This window comes from Acinetobacter sp. BZX-2 (genome assembly GCF_055179795.1).
In genome coordinates, this window is the sequence record NZ_CM143686.1 from 480,488 (window position 1) to 501,485 (window position 20,998).

The window sequence follows — 20,998 nt, forward strand, 5'->3', positions numbered from 1 at the left end:
TCTCCCAGAGGGAGAGAGGTATTTAAAATCCTCTCTCGGTCTCTCCTAGAGGGAGAGAAGTATTTAAGATCCTCCCTCAATCTCTCCGAGGGAGAAAAGTATTTAAAAATCCTCTCTCAGTCTCTCCCAAAGGTAGAGAAGTATTTAAAAATCCTCTCTTAGTCTCTCCTATAGGGAGAGAAGTATGGCGGATTATTCCGCAGCTGCGATACAAGCGGTATGTACTTGCTGACAGCCTAAGTTTTCGAGTGCCAGCTTTAAGGCATGAATTGAGCTTCCTGTCGTTACGACATCGTCAATTATTAAAACTTTTTTATATTTTCTTCGTTCAGTTCGGATGATTTGAAATTGTTGTTCGATATTTTCCAGTCGCTCTATACGGCTTAAGCCTTTTTGTGAATGTTGTGCTGCACGAATCACGGGTTGCCATACAGGTATTTTGAGTTCTCTCGCCATAATTTTGGCAATAATCAACATTTGGTTATAGCCACGTTCTTTTAAGCGTTCTGTGGAAATCGGCATTGGGACGATGGCTTGAACTTTGGAAAGTCTTAAATTTAACAAGCTGTAGGCAAGTAGATTTTGATATTGCAGTTGTTGTTCGTATTTATAGGTTTGAATGACTCGATCGATCGGAAAGCGATAGTGATGTGCGCATAAAATATTTTGCTCATGTCGTTCGATGTGCTGTTTGTACCACGGTAAATGGTTCCAACAATCTGTGCAAAGTGAATGCTGTTGTTGTTTGTCGATTCCACAAAGTAGACAAGGAGATATACTTTGCACACTTTTATGGAGAAGTTGGCTGATAAATTGGAGCATAGAATTCGCTTTATTATTGTTTTTATTGAGCGTTAATTTTGCATAGTTGTGATTTGAGTGCAATGTTATTTATCGCTATTTAAATCGAAAATACAAATCCGTATTATTTTAAATGATGTTTATTTTGTATTTTTATAGATGTAATCCTTCCCAACCTCCCTTTTTCAAAGGGAGGAGCTTTTTATATTTTTATGATTGGAAAATGTATTTACTCAAAACTGATAGAATTAAAATACTACACATACGCATATCGTGGTGCTTCAGGTAACCATCGTTTGAGTAAAGCTTCTGCATTTTCAGGATAATCTTTTAAGACCTGAGCAGCGATATAATGTGCTTGATTGAGTAAATGATCATCACGTTCTAACTTTGCAACACGAAAACCCATATCACCCGTTTGTTTCGTGCCGAGTAGTTCACCTGGCCCTCGAATTTCTAAATCTTTTTCTGCAATAATAAAGCCATCATTGGTTTCACGCATGATGCGTAAACGTTCTTGCCCATTTTGTGACAACGGATTTTTATAGAGTAGGGCGCAGAAACTTGCTGTCGCACCTCGGCCAACTCGACCACGTAATTGGTGCAGTTGTGAAAGCCCTAAGCGTTCAGCATTTTCAATCACCATAATGGATGCATTAGGAACGTCTACACCGACTTCAATCACAGTCGTTGCAATTAAGAGTTGTAACTCATCATCTTTAAACTGTTGCATGACGGTTTGTTTTTCATCCGCTTTCATCTTGCCGTGAACTAAGCCAATATTGAGCTGTGGAAAGCGTTGTTTAATTTCCTGATAGGTTGCTTCGGCAGCTTGAGCATCCAAGGTTTCTGACTGTTCAACTAGCGTGCAAACCCAATAGGCTTGTTTACCTTCAGCACAATTGGTCACAATACGATTTAATACTTCTTCTCGTCGATCAAGTGGAATCGTCACAGTTTGAATGGGTGTACGCCCCGGTGGAAGTTCATCAATCACAGAAGTATCCAAATCACCATAAGCAGACATGGCGAGGGTGCGGGGAATTGGTGTTGCTGTCATGACCAATTGATGTGGCGTGGTATTGTCCACACCTTTATTGCGCAGTGCTAAGCGTTGATCCACACCAAAACGGTGTTGTTCGTCAATAATCACTAAACCAAGTTTGGCAAATTCAACATTGTCCTGAAATAAAGCATGCGTTCCAACGATCACATTGGCCGTGCCATCTTTTAAGGCTAATTCCGCAGCTGTGCGAGCTTTGCCTTTTTGTTTGCCTGAAAGCCAAGATACATTTAAACCTAAAGGTTCAAACCATTTTTTAAAATTTAAATAATGTTGTTCGGCTAAGATTTCAGTCGGTGCCATTAAAGCAACTTGCCAACCTTCTTCTAGGGCATGACATGCTGCAATACCTGCGACTAAAGTTTTTCCAGCACCGACATCACCTTGAACTAGACGTAGCATCGGTTTGTTTTGTTTTAAATCTTTGGATATTTCATTTGAAACACGTTTTTGGGCATTGGTCATTTCAAAAGGTAAACTGGCTAAAAGTTGTTTAGCAAAAGTTTTACTGGGAGAAAATGAAGGCGCTGCAATTTGCTGAATAAAAGCGCGTCGTGTTAGTAAACTAATTTGGTGTGCGACCAATTCTTCAAAAATCAAACGTTGCTGTGCAGGGTGCGAACCTTGCGAAAGTTGCAACATATTGGCATTTACAGGGGGATGATGAATATATTCCAGTGCTTGATTTAACGCATAACCATTGGTGAATTTTTCAGGAAGTAATTCAGGTAAATCATCGGCATGATGTTTTAAAGCTTGTTTAACATACTCACGGAGTTTCGGTTGTGTTAAACCCTCAGTTGCAGGATAGATTGCTGTGAGCTGTGTCTGAGGGAGTGGAGTGTGCTCTGTAATCAGTTGTATTTCAGGGTGATACAATTCTAAACCACGTGCGCCAACACGAACTTCACCGAATATTCTTAAACGATTGCCTGCTTTGGCGCGGTCCATCAATGCTTTATAAATATGGTAGAAACGTAAAGTGACTTTGCCAAAATCGTCTTGCAATAAAATGGCCATCGATTTGCGTTTACCGGGTGGCATATCAATGGATTTGACTACACCTTCAAGCAGGTAGCTGCGACCAACTTGCAATTGGTTCATGGGAATGATCGTGCTACGATCTTCATAATCACGTGGCAAATGAAACAGCAAATCATCTGTGCTGAAAATATTGAGCTTTTCAAGTAAGGCAGCGGCGGCATTGCCAAGCCCTTGTAATTGGTGGACGGCAGCCATGTCCCCTCAACTTAGGTTAAATTGATTTTTAAAAATCGGTTTTGAAGAATAGGTCACTTGATGCATATTCTATTTATTGGTTATGGTAAAACATCACAGCGTGTTGCTAAACAATTATTTCAACAAGATCACCAAATTACCACAGTGAGTCGGAGTCCGAAAGATGATGATTTTGCTCAACATCTAACGCAGGATATTCAACAACTGGATTTGTCGCAAGTTCAAGCGATTGACGCGGTTTATGTATTACTTGCGCCTTCACGTAACAATTCTCAAAGCCCAATTGAAAATTATCAGCAGACCTATGTCGATTCGGTTCAGCCTATTGTTCAAGCTTTAAAAGATCATCCTGTAAAACGAATTATTGTCGTGTCGTCAACACGTGTTTATGGTGAAAGTCATGGAGAGCGTATTGATGATGATTCTGAAATTATTCCAAGTGATGAGCAAGGTCGATTGTTATTGAAAATGGAGCAGTTATGGCAACAGGCTTATCCTAAAGAATGTGTCATCGTCAGACCGACTGGAATTTACGGCACTTCAGTTGCCCGTATGCAAAAACTTGCTGAAACGACAAAAACTTACCCCAATATTCATTGGTCAAATCGAATTCATATTGATGATTTGGCTCGTTTCCTCGTGCATTTGCTTCACGTGGAACGTGCTAAAAAATCGTATATTTGTACGAATAACCAACCGATTCCTTTGCATGAAATGATTTTAAAAATTCAACGTGAGTTGGGTTTGCCTGAGTTGGTTTTGGAAGGTGAGAGGGAGATGGGGAAAAGGATTTTTGCGAGAAGGATGGTTGGGAGTGGGTTTGAGTTGTAGTATGCAAAATGTAAGTTTTTATAAAAAAGGTTTTTGACTTTAATGAAAGAAAACAGATAAAATCTTTAAAAATAAATACTTTTAAAGAAAAAAAATACTATGTCTCTTCAAGTGCCTGAGCGTGAAATTTTAAATTTTCAACCTCGCCTATTTAAAATCACAGCCTTTGCTTCAGTTGTACTACTCATAATTCGTATTATATTTGACTGGAAATTCATAATTGAAGGCGATTTTTCTAAAGTTGATTTTATTCCACTTTTTATTATCCTACTTGTATTCATCATTACAAGTAGTACAAGAATCATCCTTTCAACACATAGTATTAAGCAAAAAGTTGGTCCATTTTTTCGATACGAAATTCAAAGATCACAAGTTGAAGCCATAAAAATCACGCCGACTGCTCAATACTTGCAGCAAAAAGCGCATCCGATTTTATTTAAAAAGTTATTTAGCAAAAAAGATAAAGAATTTAGTGCAGAGCACTGGGATACACATGGTGTATTGCATTTTATCCATTCAGAGAAAATTTATACATTGTTTAAAATGAGCCTAACGAATATTTCACTATCACAGCTTTCTGATGAGCAAGCCAAGCAACTCATTCAGCATTTAGTCCAAGATTGGCAATTAGAAAAACTTCCAATAAACGATGAGTTTCCCTCCAAACTTCCACCAATTGTACAAAATGATATTGGCAAATATGCACTTGTTCTTTTAGTTATAAGTCTATTCGTTTTTCTGATCGCCTTCTTTACTCCAATATTTGTACTGAAATCTCTACATTTTGGTGTTGAATCCTATTTTTGGATGATTCCTTTTTTTATGATTGCGATGGGGCTAAGCTTTTTTATAATTCGCCAAGAAGCAAAAAGTTATCCATTGGTTACTTCTATTTTAGTTGGGTTTATATTGGGGGCATCTCTATACTTTTTAGCATTACAAATCAATCGGTTTTATAGTGAGTCAGCACCACAAAATACTTGGACAGTAGAACTTAAACTCATTGAACAGAATCAAAGTTATCAAACTTGGCAACTTCCAAAAGAATTTATAAATAAAACTGGCTTAACTAAAATTTATATTGCAAAGAAATGGCAAAATACTCATACACATTTGGAGTTGAACCACAGTTATTCAATCACAATACATCAAGGTTTATTTCAAGATTATTGGTTAACCCCACAGGATTTCTAATTTAATGCTTGTTGCATAAGGGGAGAGTATAGATTCCGATTTTAAGCTTAACAGAAGAAATTTTAATATTAATTTTAGGAAATTTTTATATTTTGAGGTTGACCATTGAACAATAATAAATTTTTTTTAATTTTTATGGTTTGTTTGGGTATCTATGTTGCTGTATCAGATTTTTTTATCTATCAGATAACTAAATATCAGTTTAACCATGCCCAAGTGTATAAATCATGTGGAGTTTTTGATCATTACAATGAAATTAATGAGTCTCGTTCAGGCAGAATTGAGTTGATTACAACATACATAAATATAAACAATGATACGGATATTACTTATAGTTTTATGTACCATGGTAGATTACATAAAAATATTTTAAATTTAAAAAAATTACAAGCTGGCGATAAAGTATTGCTTTGAATACATTAAACCTTATTTTAAAAAATATGGTGAAAATTTTATTAAGTCTATACAACTAAAATAATGAAAACGCCCACTTGAATTAGATCTAATTTAAGCGGGCGAATGGAAGTGCTTACTTCTTCTTACGAATCAAACGTTTCTTGGCTTGCTGTGCTGCAACAGCATCTAAAGCTTCTTTTAACTCTTCATCGGTAAATGAAGTGATGTGCTGAAGCATTTGCAAAGTCACGTCATCTAAAACAAGGTTTGCATATTGCGCAACATTACGGAATTGCTCATCAAAAACAATAGCGCCTTCTTCATTTTTGCCAATATAGCCTTGCTCAGTCAGTACTTTGATAAAGCTTTGGAATAAGGCTTTATCAAAGAATTCAGGTGAATTGAATTCATACAATACAGAAAGACGTTGTCCCAACAAGTGGCTTAATACTTCAACTTGGTTGGTTGAAATATTTCCAGAACCACGTTGTGTAATCAGCGCTAAAGTCATGTAATAACGCTCAAGGCTTTGACGAACTGGAGCAGCTAAAACAGCAAGCTGGTTATGATCTTCTGAGTTTGGTGCTGGACTGTAAATAAACTCTTCGTCATCAACAAAAATTAAATTGGCTTGAGCTAATGCTTTCACATATTCACAAACTTGATCTTTAATTTCTTCATCTTTCCATTTTAAGAACAATTCTGCTTTTAAGAATGGGTAAAGTGTGCGAATGACATTAATTAAATCAGCCAGATTGATTTTACCGTTATGTTCAACTAACGCTGCGACCAATGATGGTAAAACAAAGGCATGTAAAATATTATTACGGAAATAAGTCAGTAAAACGGCTTGATTATCTTCGATGGCAATAATATCGCCCAATACATGCTGAACGCGTTTGATCAGTTTTAACTTCAAGCCATAAGCAATAATTTCTTTGCCTGAAAGAGGCGTTACTTGAGTGCGACTGTCATATGGTAACGCAGTCAATAATTTGCGATAAGTATCGAGCTGTTTAATGCAGATTTCTTCGTCAAGGGTATGTTTCGGTGTTGCCAATAAAATCAGCGACAATAACGAAACAGGGTTGATCACCACTGCACGGTTAATATTTTCTAAAATTGCATTGGCAGAACTGCTGACCGCATTGGAAACTTCTTGAGGAATTGGATCATCATTGTGTTCAATTTTGATTTTATCCGCGCCATGTTCTTTGAGTAAATCATCCAAGAAGACAGGTTCACCAAAATTCACATGCACTTTACCAAAAATGCGTTCAATCTTTTTCAGCGTTTGAACGATGCCCCAAATAGATTCTGATTCTTTCGGTTTACCATTCATTTCCCCTACATAGGTTGCGCCTTCCATTAAGCGTTCATAACCGATATACGTTGGAATGAATACGATTGGCTTGGCACGACCACGCAAGTGCCCATGTACCGTCATCGCAAGCATACCTGTTTTAGGCGGAAGCAAGCGACCTGTACGAGAGCGACCACCTTCAATAAAGTATTCAAGTGGTGTGTTGCGAGATAAAATGCTAAATAAATATTCTTTAAATACAGAAGTATAAAGTGCATTACCACGGAATGAACGGCGAATAAAGAACGCACCACCACCACGCAATAACTGACCGACAAACGGCATATTTAAATTATCACCCGCAGCAATATACGGCACCATCAAGCCACGTTTATAAATCACATAAGACAATAATAAATAATCAATATGGCTACGATGACATGGGGTATAAATCACCTCATAGTCTTTGACCAACTCTCGAACCGTACTAAAGTTATGAACTTCAACACCATCATAAAGCTGAGTCCATAAACGAGTCAGTGCCATATCGGCAAAACGTACTGCGGAAGCAGAGTAGTCGGAAGCAATTTCATTGACAAAACCAATCGCTTTACGCTCAGATTCGATCATGCTGGTTTTAGAGCGAATACTTTCTTTGCGAATAGCATCCTGAACATCAGGTGCTTTGATTAAAGACTGCATCACATTACGGCGATCTGATAAATCAGGCCCGAGAATGACTTCTCGTTGACGGTCTAAATAATCATTTAAATTGTTGGCAATGTATGTTGCTGGTGAAATGTTCGGGTGGTGAATTTTGGCGTATTGCACCAATTCACGCAGCGATTTGGTTTCATGGAATTCTAAAAAGGATTGACGACCATGTACGCCGATATTCATCAATTGTTTAACTTTACTCGGCGTTGCCCAAGTATCTGTAAACAATAATTTAAATAAAGAATCTTCCTTATCTGGCGAGCGACCCCAAAGTACAGTGACAGGGATCAATTCAATATCTAAGTCTGGATTTTGATCTAAAACATCGATCAGTCTGAGCAGTCGCGGAGGAAATGTATGTATTGGAGCGTGTAATAAATTGCTTTCATCTTGTTGCTGTAAGAATACAACTGCTGCTTTTTCTGTGTGATTGCCAATATGCAATGGGTCTAAAGCAGGTGTAATCTTTAAACGGCGAGTTTCACTATCAACAACCAAAGCATTACTACGTGAATAGTTTTGCAGAACATAACAGGTAATTTTATGTGTATTTTCTGAAGATGAAGTCTCTTGAGTTTCATTTTCAGACGTTTGGTTTTCTGTAGGAACTTCTCCAAGAACATGTGGTGTTACCACAAGGTCAAGTAGCTTACTCGAAAGCCGACGATACATTTGACCAAAGCCACTCTTGGACATACATACTCCTAGCGAATGATGAATATCGCATTATTAGTCAATGAAAGAAGCGATATTTTCTATAATTTAAAGACAAAACAATAGGTCATTTTCAGACATTTTGCATGAAAAACGGTTGTTTTAATCATTTTAAAACGTATTTGGGCAGAGTATAGCAAACTCGATATGTGACAATATAGTCTATGAAACTTTAGCGAATCACTCAGAATTTATGGCAATATAGAGTTAACCCTCTAAAGTACATATATTTTACGGCATTTATGATGACGTAAATTGGAATAAAAAAGGTCTTTTATGAATACTTTAACCCAAGAGCTTGTTGAGCTATTAACGCTTGAAAAATTAGAAGAGCACATTTTTCGTGGTCAAAGTCGAAACTTGGTTGGTAAGCGTGTTTTCGGTGGACAAGTTCTCGGGCAAGCGCTGATGGCAGCCTCATATACGGCAGATCGACCTGTACATTCATTACATGCCTACTTTTTATATGGTGGTGATGTTAATGCGCCGATTATTTATGAAGTTGATCGTTTGCGTGATGGTAAAAGCTTTTTAAGTCGACAAGTTCGTGCCATTCAACATGGGCGTACCATATTTTCAGCAATGGTGTCATTTGCTTCACCTGAAGAAGGTTTGAATTATCAAATCAGTGAGCCAGAATATCCTGCGCCAGATGAGTTGAAGTCTGAGCAAGAATTAAAAGAAAACTTGATTAATTTTATCCCTGAAAATATTCGTGCGGCATTTATGCGCCCACGTCAGGTGGATATCAAGCCGATCAATATTGGTAATCCATTTCAACCACAGCCTGAAGCGCCATCCAATGCGCTGTATATGAAAACCTATGGTGAATTGCCTAAACATTTGGCTGATAATATTGCTTTGAACCAAGCAATTGTGGCGTTCTATTCAGATTATTCATTTATGGTGACAGCATTACGCCCACACGGGATCAACTATCTGACACCAAGTGTTCAAATTGCCAGTATAGATCATGCAATGTATTTCCATAAGCCAGTGAAAGCAGATGAATGGATGCTCTATGATATGGATGCAACCGTAACGGCAAGTTCTCGTGGGCTCAGTCATGGACGGATGTGGCAGAATGGAGAGCTGGTGTGTAGCACGGTACAAGAGGGTTTGATGCGTATGCGTGAGATTGAAACGCAATAAATTTGAATGAAAGCATTAAAGACACGATATAAAGCCATCTAAACCAGATGGCTTTTTTATTTTTGAGCTAAGCTGATCACAAAATAATGCTCGATTCTATGTAACTTCAATGGCATATTGCAAAATACTCGAAATAAAACAGTAAGCAAAAATGAGCCTAAATACGCAAATTTTAATTGCCGCCATTCTCGGGGTTGGGTTTGGATTTTTACTCAATCAATTTCCCAATACTCAGTTTTTTGAAGCCAGTATTTATGGCCTAAGCATTGCCAGTAGTATTTTTATTGGCTTGTTGAAGATGCTTCTTGTTCCCTTGATTTTTAGTTCGATTGTGGTAGGGGTTTCGAATTTACAAGCAGGTGGGCAGCTGAGTCGCACTTGGAAAATTACCTTAGCTTGCTGCGTTACGACAACGACATTGGCACTGATTTTAGGGATAAGTTGTGCGCATCTATTCGATGTTGGAAAGGGCGTTGATATTACGCTTTTTCAGGATGCAATGAATCAACATCAAAGTCCCGATACGCTGACAGCTTCATCATTCTTTACCAATTTTATTCAAAATACACTCATTAACCCATTCAAGGCTTTTGCTGAAGGGAATGTACTGGCTGTTGTGGTTTTTGCCTTATTGCTTGGTGTGGCATTGGTCAAAGGTGGTGAGCGGTTTAGGAGTATTCGTAAACTCAGTACGCAATTTTTTGAAGTGATGATGATGATGGTTGGCTGGGTGATGAAACTCGCACCGATCGGTATTTTTGCATTACTGGCAAAACTCATTTCGACAGAAGATATTTCTATTCTGAGTCGTTTGGCTGAGTTTGCTGCTGTCGTCACAGGGACAACCATTTTCCACGGGGCTGTGGTTTTACCTTTATTGTTGTGGATTTTTGGGCGAATGAGTCCAATCACCTTTTTTAGAGGGACGAGAGCAGCTTTAATTACGGCTTTTGCAACCAGTTCTAGTTCAGCAACCATGCCACTTTCGATGAAGTGTGCGCAGGAAAATTTAGGTGTACGTCCCCAAACGGCAGGTTTTGTTATTCCATTGGGTACGCAATTGAATATGGATGGTACAGCACTTTATGAAGCTGCTGCGGCACTGTTTATTGCAAATTTGATGGGACTTGATTTGAGTTTAGGGCAGCAAGTGATTGTATGTTTGACCGCAATGATTGCGTCATTGGGTGCGCCAGGAATTCCAAGTGCAGGTATGGTGACTATGATTATGGTTTTACAATCTGTGGGCTTACCTGCGGAAGCGATTGCGATTCTATTACCAATTGATCGCTTGCTTGATACTGTACGTACAGTAGTTAATGTTCAAGGGGATATGATGATTAGTGTGGTGGTGGATCGTTATACCAAAGACATGGGATCGCCGAGTTAGTTTTTATTTATTCGTTAAAATATGGCGAGGCTATAAAAAAGATCAATGTAAAAAAGCAGGATTATTGATCCTGCTTTTTTTAAAATAAATGATTTAAGCAACTTTAGGTAATGCACGTTTTGCAGCAGGGGAGCTGTCTAAATAAGCAATTGCATCTTCAGTTTTGGCTTCATGTACTGGATCATACCACGGCATTAAATAGCCAAGCTGTTGTGAAACTAACCACAATGGATGAGGCATTAAGCGATTATCCGTTTGGGCAATGCTCGCCCATTCACGCCATATCCACGGTTTATAAAAGGCAGGTTTTTTATCGGCAAAGCGTGGGTCTTGTCCCATGATATGCGCTGCGCCATCAACCCATAGACCCAATACAGCGATAATCACAATCACGCTTTGATAATAACGTGAGATATAACCACCACCAAGATGGCGATATAAATCAAATGCAACAGTACGATGTTCGATTTCTTCTGCGCCGTGCCATTTGACCAAATCTAACATATTGGGATCTGCACCAAGTTCAGCCCATTTTTTGTTATAAAGTGCATATTTACCCAGTACACAAGTCATGTGCTCAACAGTTGCAACGATACCTAAACGAAATAAATCCCATTGATGATCTAAGGCTTTAGGAACTTTCATACCGAGCGGTTGGTCTGCGAGTAATTTGCCAAATAGAAAATCCATGATCTCTAAATTACGTTGAATATCAATATTTCGTACCGTTAAATATTCTTTATTTGCAGAAACATGCGCTTGAGCATGCATCGCTTCTTGGCGAATAAAAGCACGCACATCTTGTGCTAATTTTTCATCGGTAATTTTAGGCAGCACACGGTTGTATAGTCGACAGAACCAGAACTCGCCAGCAGGAAGGATGTTATTAATTTCGTTAATAAAATAGCTGACAAAGGGTTGATTGGGAATCCAATCAATCGGTGTTTCTTGCCATTCAAATTTGACTTTACGCGGTTTGATTTGATACTGAATGGAAGATCCAATTTTACTGTTTTTTAATCGAGATAATAATTTCATCACATTGTCCTGATTTATATTTGTAAATATCACAATTTATGTCATCAGTATAAAAAAATGTCCTAAATAGTTATTAGCAATTTAGGACATTCCAATATCAATTGGTGATGAATTTGGTCAGACAATTTGATGAGGCTTTAATTTTCTAAGTCTTTTTGATCATTATCCTGTTCTAGTTCATCTGCATCATCAAAGTCTGCTTCAGAAGCTTCTGGAATAGCATCCATATCAAAATCTAACGTTTTGTCTAAGGTGTAATTTAAACGACCAGCCATGATCGATGCCAATTCTTCAAGCCCTTGTTTATTCAATGAAGAGAACAATTGAATCGAGAAGTTGAGCTTCATTTTGTGTAGTTGTTGTTGCACATCGAGCAGAACTTTACTTGCAGGCCCGCGATTGAGTTTGTCTGATTTGGTTAATAGCACATGGACAAACAGATGGCGTGAATAAGCCCATTCCAACATCATCACATCAAAATGTTGTAAAGGATGGCGAATATCCATGAGTAAAACTAAGCCTTGTAAGCTTTTACGATGAATAAGGTAATTCTCAAGTTCTTTTTGCCAAACGATTTTCATCGCCTCAGGTACGGCTGCATAGCCATAACCGGGTAAATCCACCAAACGTTGGTCAGGATTGCCTAAGCTAAAGAAGTTAATCATCTGCGTACGTCCCGGTCTTTTAGACGCACGAGCCAATTGCTTTTGATTTGTTAAGGCATTAATTGCACTGGATTTTCCAGCATTTGAGCGTCCAGCAAATGCAACTTCATAACCTGTGTCTTCTACACATAAGTTGAGTTTTGGCGCACTCATTAAGAATTCAGCTTTGCGCAACCAATTTAAAGACGAGGTTGAGTACTCTGAAATCGCAGGGTCAGCTTTTTTCTCATAGCTAATTTTTTGCTTAGGGGCATTTGAGGTCTTACTGTTTTTAGACTTTCCACTGCTGCGATGCATACTTCAACTTCAATAAACGGATGAACAAAGTGCATTATAAAGGAAGTCGATCTTTCAAGCGAATTTTGACGGCTTTTTATTACGTAACTAAGCTTGGATGTTCTTTTTGCTTAGCTTAGATTTCTAGATAACACAGGTTTATAGATTGAGATTTGGGATAGGTGAAAGAACCGCTTTTTGATAACTTACTGGCGCAGTTAATACGTCGGCAACCGTGTATTGGTCTAGGCTTTGGTAAAACTGTACGACAGCATGATCCAAAATACCTTTTAAACCGCATTGAGGGCGCAGAACACATGGTGGTGTATTGCATTCTACAATTTCTGTATCGCCTTGAAGCGCACGTACAATTTTGCCTAATCTGAAATTTAGAATTTCTTGATTTAAGCGAATACCGCCACCTTTACCGCGGCTGGTAATTAGCCAACCTTGTTTGCCCATGAAATGTACAATTTTAACAAGGTGGTTTTGTGAAACCTGTAAATCTTCGGCAATTTCAGAAATTGTATAGGGTAGATCACGTGGTCTAGAGATATACATGAGAATGCGAAGTGCATAATCGGTAAATTTGTTCAGTTGCATGTAAGCTGCTCATCTATTTAAAAAAAAGATGTGTTGGGTATTAAAATGAATAAGGCCAGTCTAACATAGACTAGCCTTATAAAGAATGAAAGAGAAATTTGGTTTAAATACCAGTGCCACCTGTACCAAATGCTTCACTATGAATTTGCTCAGGTTGAATACCGCGTGCAACCAATGCTTGATGCTGTTGTTGCATAAATGGTATTGGACCGCAAAGGTAGTAGTCTGCATTGGCTGGTAACAATGCAGCATCAACTGTAGCTAAGTCTAAACGACCCGCAACATCATAATCTTCACCTAAAACATCGCCTGTATGTGGGAACTCGTAAGCAGTAAATGTGCTTAGACGAGGGAATTTAGATTTTTGCTCATGAATATGTTGTTTCATGGCATGTACTTGGCTACTACGACATGCATGAATAAAGCTAACAGGTTGCGGCATATCTAAAGTGACCAATTGATTCAACATGGCAATCATTGGTGTTAAACCAACACCACCACTAATGAATACATTACGTTTACTACTATCAATCAGGTAGAAGTTACCTGTTGGTGCAGACACTTCAATTTCAGCGCCTTCTGCCAAGCTGTGTAAAGTGCTTGAAACCCAACCACCTGCTAAATCCCCTTTTTCATCTTCACGTTTTACTGAAATACGTAAATAGTCAGCTTGTGGGCTTGTTGAAAGGGTGTATTGGCGTGGTTGTTTTAAACCAAGTTCTTCAACAAAAACACGTACTGAAATATATTGGCCGGCTTCATATTTAGGTAATGCGCCACCATCTACTGGTGCAAGATAGAAAGAAGTAATCTCATCACTTTCTACAACTTTTTTCGCGATTTTAAAATTACGCCAACCTAACCAACTGCCTTGAGTTTGTTGATGTTGATCATAAATCGCTTTTTCAGTACTGATAAATAGATCTGCCAATTGTCCATAAGCTGCAGCCCATGCACCAATCAATGGATCTTCCATCGAGATGCTTAATACTTCACTGATCGAGTGCAAAAGATTCTCACCAACAATATTGTAGTCCGGTGATTGAATGTTCAGACTGACATGCTTATGTGCAATCAGTTCAACAACAGGCAATAGCACGGATGGATCTTCAATATTTTCAGCATATGCTAAAACTGCACCAGCCAACGCTTGAGCTTGTGCGCCACTACGTTGATGACCCATGTTAAAGGTTTCTTTTAACTCAGGATTGTTGCCTAGCATACGGTTATAAAAATAACCAGTTAGTGCTACACCATTTTCACGAAGAACAGGAACAGTTGCTTTTACAAGGTCAATTTGCTGCGGAGTCATTGTTGATCTCTCTTGGCTATCATTTATAAGATGTATTTAAAATATACCTTTTAAAATTTATTTGCAATATATTTTTAACATAAAACCATAAAAATTCTATGTGATTCTTTAGTCTAGTGTATTTCTTTTAAGTTAAATCGGTGTGAATTGTTTTGTAAGAATGTATTGAAAAGCAATTTAACAGGAAAACTTTGTGGGTTCACTCAGCCTAATGGGGGATTTTTCTCAGGCCGTTTGGGGGATTTATTCGTGATATGAATAGGGCTAACGTGGGTCTCATGCAACATAATTTATTAAATACAATACGTAACAATGGAGATTTAAGCCATGAGTATGAATCAGCAAAGCGTAGGAGAAATTGCGAGAAGCATCGCCGGTGCAACAGCGGTATTTCATAAATATAAGCTAGATTTTTGTTGTAATGGACATCTTACATTGGCAGATGCTTGTGTAAAAAAGAACGTGGAGATTGATGGTGTAATCAATGATTTACAAACACTGATTGATGATCAAAAACAACATTTAGATCGCGTAGAAACATTACAAACGGACGAGCTCATTGAACATATCTTGGCACGTTATCATGAAGTACATCGTCATCAGCTTCCTGAACTTATTCGATTGGCTGAGCGTGTTGAAAAAGTACATAAGACTCACCCTGACTGTCCGACAGGGCTGGCAAGCGTATTGATTGAGATGCAACAAGAGTTACTTAGTCATATGATGAAAGAGGAGCAGATTCTATTTCCAATGATTCGAGCGCAGCAACCTCAAGCAGTACATCCGATCGAGATGATGCGATATGAGCATACACTACATGGTGAGAGCTTGGAGGTGTTAGAAAAGTTGACGCATGATATTACGCCACCTGCGGGTGCATGTAATACTTGGCAAGCGTTATATATCGGACTGAATACGTTTAAGCTTGATCTGATGCAACACATCCATTTGGAAAATAATGAATTGTTTATGCGAGTATCTTAACGCGTATATTTGACTTGGCTAAGGTATTGGTTAAATTTGATCATTCTGCTGAAAATGTAGTACATCACCAGCAGAATGTTGAGGTTCATTTTAGTTCTTCGTTATTAACGTTTCCCAAACAATGAGCCTAATAAACCTCGTACAATTTTTTGTCCTGTAGACCCACCTAGACTACGTGCTGCACTTTTAGCAAAAGTACCAATCACATCTTGAGTCATTTTGGCGCGAGCAGCTGCGGCTTTTTCTTCTTCTTTTTGTTGTGCTTTGGCAGCACGTTCTTGTTCTTTATTTAAAGCCTCTTGTTGTTTGGCCTGAAACTTTGCCATTTCCTCAAGTTGCTTGGCTTGTTGTGCAGCCGCTTCAAAGGCAATCTGTTGTTGTGCGCTATCGGAGACTTTACGTTGTAGCATTTCATATGCACTGTCACGATCGACTTCTTTGTCATATACACCTGCCACAATACTCTGTGCCATCAATGTTTTACGTTCATCTAATGTGATTGGATTAAATGCGGAGTAAGGCGGCATTACCATGGCACGTTCTACAATTTGTGGCGTACCTTGCTCATCTAGGCAACTGATCAATGCTTCACCGACAGCCAATTCAGTAATTGCTTGGTCAACTTTAAACTCAGGATTAGCGCGGAAAGTATCGGCAGCAGTTTTTACTGCTTTTTGGTCTTTTGGGGTAAATGCACGTAAAGCATGTTGCACACGATTACCCAATTGCCCAAGCACATCTTCAGGAATATCCAATGGGCTTTGGCTAATAAAATAGATGCCCACGCCTTTTGAGCGAATTAAACGAACAACTTGTTGGATTTTGTCTTGTAAAGCAGGGCTTGCATTATCAAACAATAAATGTGCTTCATCAAAGAAGAACACCAGTTTCGGTTTATCCATATCACCGACTTCAGGCAGCTTTTCAAACAGTTCTGAAAGCATCCAAAGCAGGAATGTTGCATAAAGTTTAGGGGTATTCATTAACTTATCAGCAGCGAGTAGGTTGATATAACCATGACCATTAGAATCTGTTTGAATAAAATCCATGATGTCTAAACTTGGCTCACCAAAGAAGCGTTCGCCACCTTGATCACCTAAAGCCAGTAAATTACGTTGAATTGCACCTAAACTCGCTGGAGAAAGGTTGCCATATTCTGCTTTTAAATCAGCCGCATTTTCACTGACATAAGTCAGCATGGCTTTTAAATCTTTAAAGTCAATCAGCAGTAAGCCTTGGTCATCTGCAACACGGAATACTGCGGAAAGCACACCTTCTTGGGTGTCATTCAAATTGAGCATTTGCGCTAGAAGCAAAGGTCCAATTTCTGAAATTGTGGTGCGAATAGGATGTCCTTGTTCGCCAAATAAATCCCAAAATATCGTTGGTGAGGCTGCAAAAGGAACGCTTTCAACCCCTAAGCTTTTAATGCGTTCATCAAACTTAGGATTGCTTGAACCTGCTTTGGCAATACTGGATACATCACCTTTAGCATCGGCTAAAAAAACAGGAACACCAATACGTGAAAAACTTTCTGCAAGTACTTTTAGGGTAATGGTTTTCCCTGTTCCTGTTGCACCTGCAATTAAACCATGACGATTGGCAAATTGTGAATGTAAGACAATATCTTGTGTTGTATCTGAAGTTTTTTTTGCAATGACGATTGGTGTACCCATTTTTATTCCTATAGCTTTAATTCGAGTGCTTTTGTTTGAGTGAAGCATACTCAGTTTTTATATCATGTTCGTTATACAAAATTGCATGAAATGATAGTGTTGTAAATCTGTTTTCATTGTTGAAATTTTGGATTCAGTTAAACAGCGTTATTGGCTTAAAAGTGCTTGGCTAAAAAGATCCATATTTGAGTAAATCTCCACATAGCAATCTTATAAGTGTTGCTATGTGAAGACTTTTTACGCAGTTCCCAATGACTTAAACTTAAAGTGCTTTTAATGCATTTTCAATGTCTTGAATCAAATCATCAGCATCTTCCAAGCCGATACAGAAGCGAACCAATAAGCCTTGTTTTAAGTGCGATGGTTCAGCGTGACGCATCTCTTTCAGATTGTATAACATCACTAAACTGACTGGGCCGCCCCAGCTAAAACCGAGTTTAAAGAGTTCTAAATGATCACAAAATTGACGAATCGCTGCTAAATCATATTCCGCTTTGAAAATGACACTGACTAAACCTGCACTTTGTTCTGTTTGGCAAGTTTGTTTCCAAAAAGTATGGCTAATATTGTCAGGATCAGCAGGGTGTAAGACCTGCGCAAAGGCGTCTTGGGTTTTGAGCCAGTTTAAAATTTTCAAAGTGCTTTGAGATTGATGTTGATAGCGGATTTGCATACTGGCTAGGCTGCGTTGCACTTGAGCAGCGTCATCACCTGAAATGGCAATGCCTTGAATGGCATGCATGCGCAATAACTGCTGGTGTAAACTTTTATGATTGGTGACTACTGAACCCATTAAAATATCACCACCACCACTTGGATATTTAGTCAGTGCGTGTGCGGAAATATCTACAGCTAAGTGTTCAGCACTAAAATCAAATGGATTAAAAGCTAAACCTGCTCCCCAAGTATTGTCCAAAGCTGTGAGCATATCGTGCGCTTTAGCTTTCTTCACTAAATTGATTAAATCGGGGAATTCTAAGGTGATTGAACCCGCGGCTTCTAACCAAATCAATTTCGCATGTTCTGAAGGTTGAAAAGAGTCTACATCAATTGGATTATAAACTTTAACAGTAATTCCGTAGCGCTTTTCAAGATTACGTAGATGTTCCATGTTTGGGCTATAAATATTCTCAGCAACCCAGACTTCATCGCCGTGACTTAAACAACATGAATTCACCAAATTAATTGCAGATAAGCCGCTCGGTGTGAGTAGACAATACTTTCCACCTTCAATCTGCGCAATGCTGTCACCTAAGGTATAGGTGGTTGGTGTGCCGTGTGTACCATAACTATAGTCATAATCATCCGTCCAATGGCGATTAAATAGTGCATTTGTATTTTCAAAAATGATCGTTGATGCACGAAATAAGGGAGCCTGAACCGTATTTATATATTGAGGTGCTTTTCGGGGTGCATGAATTAACGCAGTTTGCGGATTTAATTTCACAAGATTACTCAAAAAGGGGCAATAAAGAGTTGTTATAAGCAAACCATAATCATTGAAAGGCGAAAAGCAATAATTTGTGAAAATTCATAACTAAAATTGATATTGGCTTCATTTTTGCATTTGCATCTCTGTAATTTGTAGATTTTTAGCGTAAGCGATACAACAAGAATAGGTGAAAAGATGAAAAAACTTAAAGTGCATTATTTTCAACATATTGCAGGTGAAGGTTTTGGAAGTTGTTTTGAACATTTAAAAGCAATGGATGCTGAAATTACCGCGACAGAATTTTTTGCTTTACCAACGGATTCACAACTGGATATAGAAGCCTTACCCCATGTGAATGATGTAGATTTGCTCATTATCATGGGCGGAGAGATGAGTGTGAATGATGAAGCGAACTATCCGTGGTTGAAAGTAGAAAAACGATGGATTAGACGTTATTTAGCACAAGAGAAACCTGCGATAGGATTGTGCTTAGGTGGGCAACTGATCGCCAATGCCTTGGGAGCCAATGTTAGACGAAACCCTATGCAAGAGTTGGGGTGGACTTTGGTCAATAAAAGCGATTATGTGCCTGATGAATACTTTCAACTTCCAGAGGAATTTAAAGTTATGCAATGGCATAGTGAAACCTTTGATATTCCAAAAGGTGCGATTCGTTTAGCAGAAAATCAGGTCTGCCCAAATCAGCTTTATCAAATTGGTAAAAATGTATTGGGTTTTCAATTTCATCCAGAAATTACGCCGCATAGCTTAAAAATATTTATAGAGCATGAAGAAGACGATATGGTGTTTAGTGAAAACCATGCCCAATCTTTAAATAAGCTCAAAATGACACAAAAATCGGATTACTTATGTGGAAATCAGCTGTTAAACAATGCGATTGATTATGTACTCAGCGTGTAAATAGTCGTTTAAAAGATAAACATCTTGATTAACAATAAATTATTTAAAAATAGATGAAAAGGCTTAAATTCATTTGCTTAACTGTTAAACAATCGTTATAATGAGCGACCCTTCGATATGAAGGGGATGGATGGCGAAGAAAGTCATCCAGATCGTTACAGTCGTGGCATCGATCATGACCTTAGTGATTTTCACTGCCTTTGACACTTGCCTTATTTAGTGGGGTGAGATGCGTCAAGGGTGATTCTTTATATATTTGGCTTGGAGTTAACTGGTATGTCTAACCAGAGAATTCGTATCCGTCTTAAGTCTTTTGATCACCGTTTAATTGATCAATCTTCTCAAGAGATCGTAGAAACAGCAAAACGTACTGGCGCACAAGTTTGTGGTCCTATCCCGATGCCTACTCGCATCGAACGTTTTAACGTTTTGACATCACCACACGTAAACAAAGATGCGCGTGACCAATATGAAATCCGCACATACAAACGTTTGATCGATATCGTTCAGCCTACAGACAAAACTGTAGATGCATTGATGAAATTGGATCTTGCAGCTGGTGTTGATGTTCAGATCGCATTGGGTTAAGGCTTTCGGTTAATTAACGCTCTAAGTTAATTAGGCCGCTTTTTTAGAGGTTTATGCACATGGCTATTGGTTTAGTCGGTCGCAAGTGCGGTATGACACGTATCTTTACAGATGCTGGTGTTTCTGTACCTGTAACAGTGATTGAGGTTGATCCTAACCGTATCACTCAAATCAAAACGCTTGAAACTGATGGTTATCAAGCGATTCAAATCACTACTGGTGAACGTCGCGAATCTCGCGTAACAAATGCTCAGAAAGGTCACTTTGCGAAAGCTGGTGTTGCTGCTGGTCGTTTAGTTAGCGAATTCCGTGCAACAGAAGCTGATCTTGAAGGTCGTGAAATTGGTGGAACTATCGGTGTAGATTTGTTCACAGTAGGTCAAATTGTTGACGTAACTGGACAATCAAAAGGTAAAGGTTTCCAAGGTGGTGTTAAGCGTTGGAATTTCCGTACGCAAGATGCTACACATGGTAACTCTGTATCTCACCGTGTTTTAGGTTCTACAGGTCAAAACCAGACTCCTGGTCGCGTTTTCAAAGGCAAAAAAATGGCTGGCCATTTAGGTGCTGAACGCGTAACAGTACAAGGTCTTGAAATTGTATCTATCGACGCAGAACGTTCAGTTCTTGTTGTTAAAGGTGCGATTCCTGGTGCTACTGGTGGCGACGTTATCGTTCGTCCTACGATCAAGGCCTGAGGGGA

Annotated in this window: 18 protein-coding genes; 9 read left to right on the forward strand and 9 right to left on the reverse strand. The window is 38.7% G+C overall.

Going from position 1 to position 20,998, the window contains the following annotated elements; genetic code table 11:
* Nucleotides 1-192: 192 nt before the first annotated feature.
* Both ACY45D_RS02170 and recG read right to left on the reverse strand, forming a co-directional pair.
* Complete coding sequence (locus ACY45D_RS02170; protein WP_463108266.1) at nucleotides 193-822, reverse strand: ComF family protein; 630 nt, start codon at nucleotides 820-822, stop codon at nucleotides 193-195.
* Between the two features lie 235 nt (nucleotides 823-1,057).
* Nucleotides 1,058-3,103, reverse strand: coding sequence for an ATP-dependent DNA helicase RecG (gene recG, locus ACY45D_RS02175; RefSeq protein ID WP_463108267.1), 2,046 nt, complete (start codon nucleotides 3,101-3,103; stop codon nucleotides 1,058-1,060).
* A 60-nt stretch (nucleotides 3,104-3,163) separates the two neighbouring features.
* Between recG and ACY45D_RS02180 the strand changes: the two genes are divergently transcribed.
* The 3 genes from ACY45D_RS02180 (at nucleotide 3,164) to ACY45D_RS02190 (ending at nucleotide 5,542) form a co-directional block, all read left to right on the forward strand.
* Nucleotides 3,164-3,934, forward strand: a complete 771-nt coding sequence (locus ACY45D_RS02180) for an NAD(P)H-binding protein (protein ID WP_463108268.1) — start codon at nucleotides 3,164-3,166, stop codon at nucleotides 3,932-3,934.
* 111 nt (nucleotides 3,935-4,045) lie between these two features.
* Entirely contained in the window at nucleotides 4,046-5,128 is a 1,083-nt protein-coding gene (locus ACY45D_RS02185) for a hypothetical protein (protein ID WP_463108269.1), read from the forward strand.
* A 105-nt stretch (nucleotides 5,129-5,233) separates the two neighbouring features.
* Nucleotides 5,234-5,542 (forward strand): hypothetical protein, encoded by a 309-nt coding sequence (locus tag ACY45D_RS02190; RefSeq protein WP_463108270.1) that lies wholly within the window; start codon nucleotides 5,234-5,236, stop codon nucleotides 5,540-5,542.
* A 115-nt stretch (nucleotides 5,543-5,657) separates the two neighbouring features.
* Here ACY45D_RS02190 and plsB read toward each other — a convergent pair whose 3' ends face one another.
* Nucleotides 5,658-8,240, reverse strand: coding sequence for a glycerol-3-phosphate 1-O-acyltransferase PlsB (gene plsB, locus ACY45D_RS02195; protein ID WP_463108271.1), 2,583 nt, complete (start codon nucleotides 8,238-8,240; stop codon nucleotides 5,658-5,660).
* 294 nt (nucleotides 8,241-8,534) lie between these two features.
* On the opposite strand from plsB, the gene ACY45D_RS02200 reads away from it, so the two are divergent.
* Nucleotides 8,535-9,410 carry an acyl-CoA thioesterase gene (locus ACY45D_RS02200; protein WP_463108272.1) on the forward strand — a complete coding sequence of 292 codons (876 nt, stop codon included), beginning with the start codon at nucleotides 8,535-8,537 and terminating at the stop codon, nucleotides 9,408-9,410.
* 151 nt (nucleotides 9,411-9,561) lie between these two features.
* Nucleotides 9,562-10,800, forward strand: coding sequence for a dicarboxylate/amino acid:cation symporter (locus ACY45D_RS02205; protein ID WP_463108273.1), 1,239 nt, complete (start codon nucleotides 9,562-9,564; stop codon nucleotides 10,798-10,800).
* A gap of 93 nt (nucleotides 10,801-10,893) precedes the next feature.
* On the opposite strand, the gene ACY45D_RS02210 is transcribed toward ACY45D_RS02205, so the two are convergent.
* From ACY45D_RS02210 to hmpA, 4 genes are all read right to left on the reverse strand, one after another.
* A complete protein-coding gene (locus ACY45D_RS02210; RefSeq protein ID WP_463108274.1) occupies nucleotides 10,894-11,838 on the reverse strand; it encodes a metal-dependent hydrolase in 945 nt (314 codons plus the stop codon).
* 137 nt (nucleotides 11,839-11,975) lie between these two features.
* On the reverse strand, nucleotides 11,976-12,800 hold the full coding sequence (gene yihA, locus ACY45D_RS02215) for a ribosome biogenesis GTP-binding protein YihA/YsxC (RefSeq protein WP_463108275.1): 825 nt from the start codon (nucleotides 12,798-12,800) through the stop codon (nucleotides 11,976-11,978).
* A 138-nt stretch (nucleotides 12,801-12,938) separates the two neighbouring features.
* Complete coding sequence (locus ACY45D_RS02220; RefSeq protein ID WP_120382595.1) at nucleotides 12,939-13,382, reverse strand: RrF2 family transcriptional regulator; 444 nt, start codon at nucleotides 13,380-13,382, stop codon at nucleotides 12,939-12,941.
* Between the two features lie 103 nt (nucleotides 13,383-13,485).
* Nucleotides 13,486-14,694, reverse strand: coding sequence for an NO-inducible flavohemoprotein (hmpA, locus tag ACY45D_RS02225; protein WP_463108276.1), 1,209 nt, complete (start codon nucleotides 14,692-14,694; stop codon nucleotides 13,486-13,488).
* A 327-nt stretch (nucleotides 14,695-15,021) separates the two neighbouring features.
* On the opposite strand from hmpA, the gene ytfE reads away from it, so the two are divergent.
* The gene (gene ytfE, locus ACY45D_RS02230; protein ID WP_463108277.1) at nucleotides 15,022-15,678 is read left to right on the forward strand and encodes an iron-sulfur cluster repair protein YtfE; all 657 of its coding nucleotides are present in this window, start codon (nucleotides 15,022-15,024) and stop codon (nucleotides 15,676-15,678) included.
* 104 nt (nucleotides 15,679-15,782) lie between these two features.
* Here the strand turns inward: ytfE and ACY45D_RS02235 are convergent, their stop codons facing one another.
* Nucleotides 15,783-17,354 carry a helicase HerA-like domain-containing protein gene (locus ACY45D_RS02235; RefSeq protein WP_463108278.1) on the reverse strand — a complete coding sequence of 524 codons (1,572 nt, stop codon included), beginning with the start codon at nucleotides 17,352-17,354 and terminating at the stop codon, nucleotides 15,783-15,785.
* Between the two features lie 262 nt (nucleotides 17,355-17,616).
* Nucleotides 17,617-18,801, reverse strand: a complete 1,185-nt coding sequence (locus tag ACY45D_RS02240) for a PLP-dependent transferase (RefSeq protein ID WP_463108279.1) — start codon at nucleotides 18,799-18,801, stop codon at nucleotides 17,617-17,619.
* 180 nt (nucleotides 18,802-18,981) lie between these two features.
* Here ACY45D_RS02240 and ACY45D_RS02245 point away from each other — a divergent pair, with 180 nt between their 5' ends.
* The 3 genes from ACY45D_RS02245 (at nucleotide 18,982) to rplC (ending at nucleotide 20,993) form a co-directional block, all read left to right on the forward strand.
* Nucleotides 18,982-19,707, forward strand: a complete 726-nt coding sequence (locus tag ACY45D_RS02245; RefSeq protein ID WP_463108280.1) for a type 1 glutamine amidotransferase — start codon at nucleotides 18,982-18,984, stop codon at nucleotides 19,705-19,707.
* Between the two features lie 276 nt (nucleotides 19,708-19,983).
* Nucleotides 19,984-20,295 carry a 30S ribosomal protein S10 gene (gene rpsJ / locus ACY45D_RS02250; RefSeq protein WP_004725677.1) on the forward strand — a complete coding sequence of 104 codons (312 nt, stop codon included), beginning with the start codon at nucleotides 19,984-19,986 and terminating at the stop codon, nucleotides 20,293-20,295.
* A 59-nt stretch (nucleotides 20,296-20,354) separates the two neighbouring features.
* On the forward strand, nucleotides 20,355-20,993 hold the full coding sequence (gene rplC / locus ACY45D_RS02255) for a 50S ribosomal protein L3 (RefSeq protein ID WP_120382589.1): 639 nt from the start codon (nucleotides 20,355-20,357) through the stop codon (nucleotides 20,991-20,993).
* The last annotated feature ends 5 nt before the right edge of the window (nucleotides 20,994-20,998 follow it).

Excerpts from the sequence above, each read along its gene's own strand:
- ACY45D_RS02170 (WP_463108266.1), bottom strand. The coding sequence starts at position 822 with ATGCTCCAATTTATCAGCCAACTTCTCCATAAAAGTGTGCAAAGTATA.
- recG (WP_463108267.1), bottom strand. The coding sequence starts at position 3,103 with ATGGCTGCCGTCCACCAATTACAAGGGCTTGGCAATGCCGCCGCTGCC.
- ACY45D_RS02180 (WP_463108268.1), top strand. The coding sequence starts at position 3,164 with ATGCATATTCTATTTATTGGTTATGGTAAAACATCACAGCGTGTTGCT.
- plsB (WP_463108271.1), bottom strand. The coding sequence starts at position 8,240 with ATGTCCAAGAGTGGCTTTGGTCAAATGTATCGTCGGCTTTCGAGTAAG.
- ACY45D_RS02200 (WP_463108272.1), top strand. The coding sequence starts at position 8,535 with ATGAATACTTTAACCCAAGAGCTTGTTGAGCTATTAACGCTTGAAAAA.
- ACY45D_RS02205 (WP_463108273.1), top strand. The coding sequence starts at position 9,562 with ATGAGCCTAAATACGCAAATTTTAATTGCCGCCATTCTCGGGGTTGGG.
- ACY45D_RS02210 (WP_463108274.1), bottom strand. The coding sequence starts at position 11,838 with ATGAAATTATTATCTCGATTAAAAAACAGTAAAATTGGATCTTCCATT.
- yihA (WP_463108275.1), bottom strand. The coding sequence starts at position 12,800 with ATGCATCGCAGCAGTGGAAAGTCTAAAAACAGTAAGACCTCAAATGCC.
- ACY45D_RS02220 (WP_120382595.1), bottom strand. The coding sequence starts at position 13,382 with ATGCAACTGAACAAATTTACCGATTATGCACTTCGCATTCTCATGTAT.
- hmpA (WP_463108276.1), bottom strand. The coding sequence starts at position 14,694 with ATGACTCCGCAGCAAATTGACCTTGTAAAAGCAACTGTTCCTGTTCTT.
- ytfE (WP_463108277.1), top strand. The coding sequence starts at position 15,022 with ATGAGTATGAATCAGCAAAGCGTAGGAGAAATTGCGAGAAGCATCGCC.
- ACY45D_RS02235 (WP_463108278.1), bottom strand. The coding sequence starts at position 17,354 with ATGGGTACACCAATCGTCATTGCAAAAAAAACTTCAGATACAACACAA.
- ACY45D_RS02245 (WP_463108280.1), top strand. The coding sequence starts at position 18,982 with ATGAAAAAACTTAAAGTGCATTATTTTCAACATATTGCAGGTGAAGGT.
- rpsJ (WP_004725677.1), top strand. The coding sequence starts at position 19,984 with ATGTCTAACCAGAGAATTCGTATCCGTCTTAAGTCTTTTGATCACCGT.
- rplC (WP_120382589.1), top strand. The coding sequence starts at position 20,355 with ATGGCTATTGGTTTAGTCGGTCGCAAGTGCGGTATGACACGTATCTTT.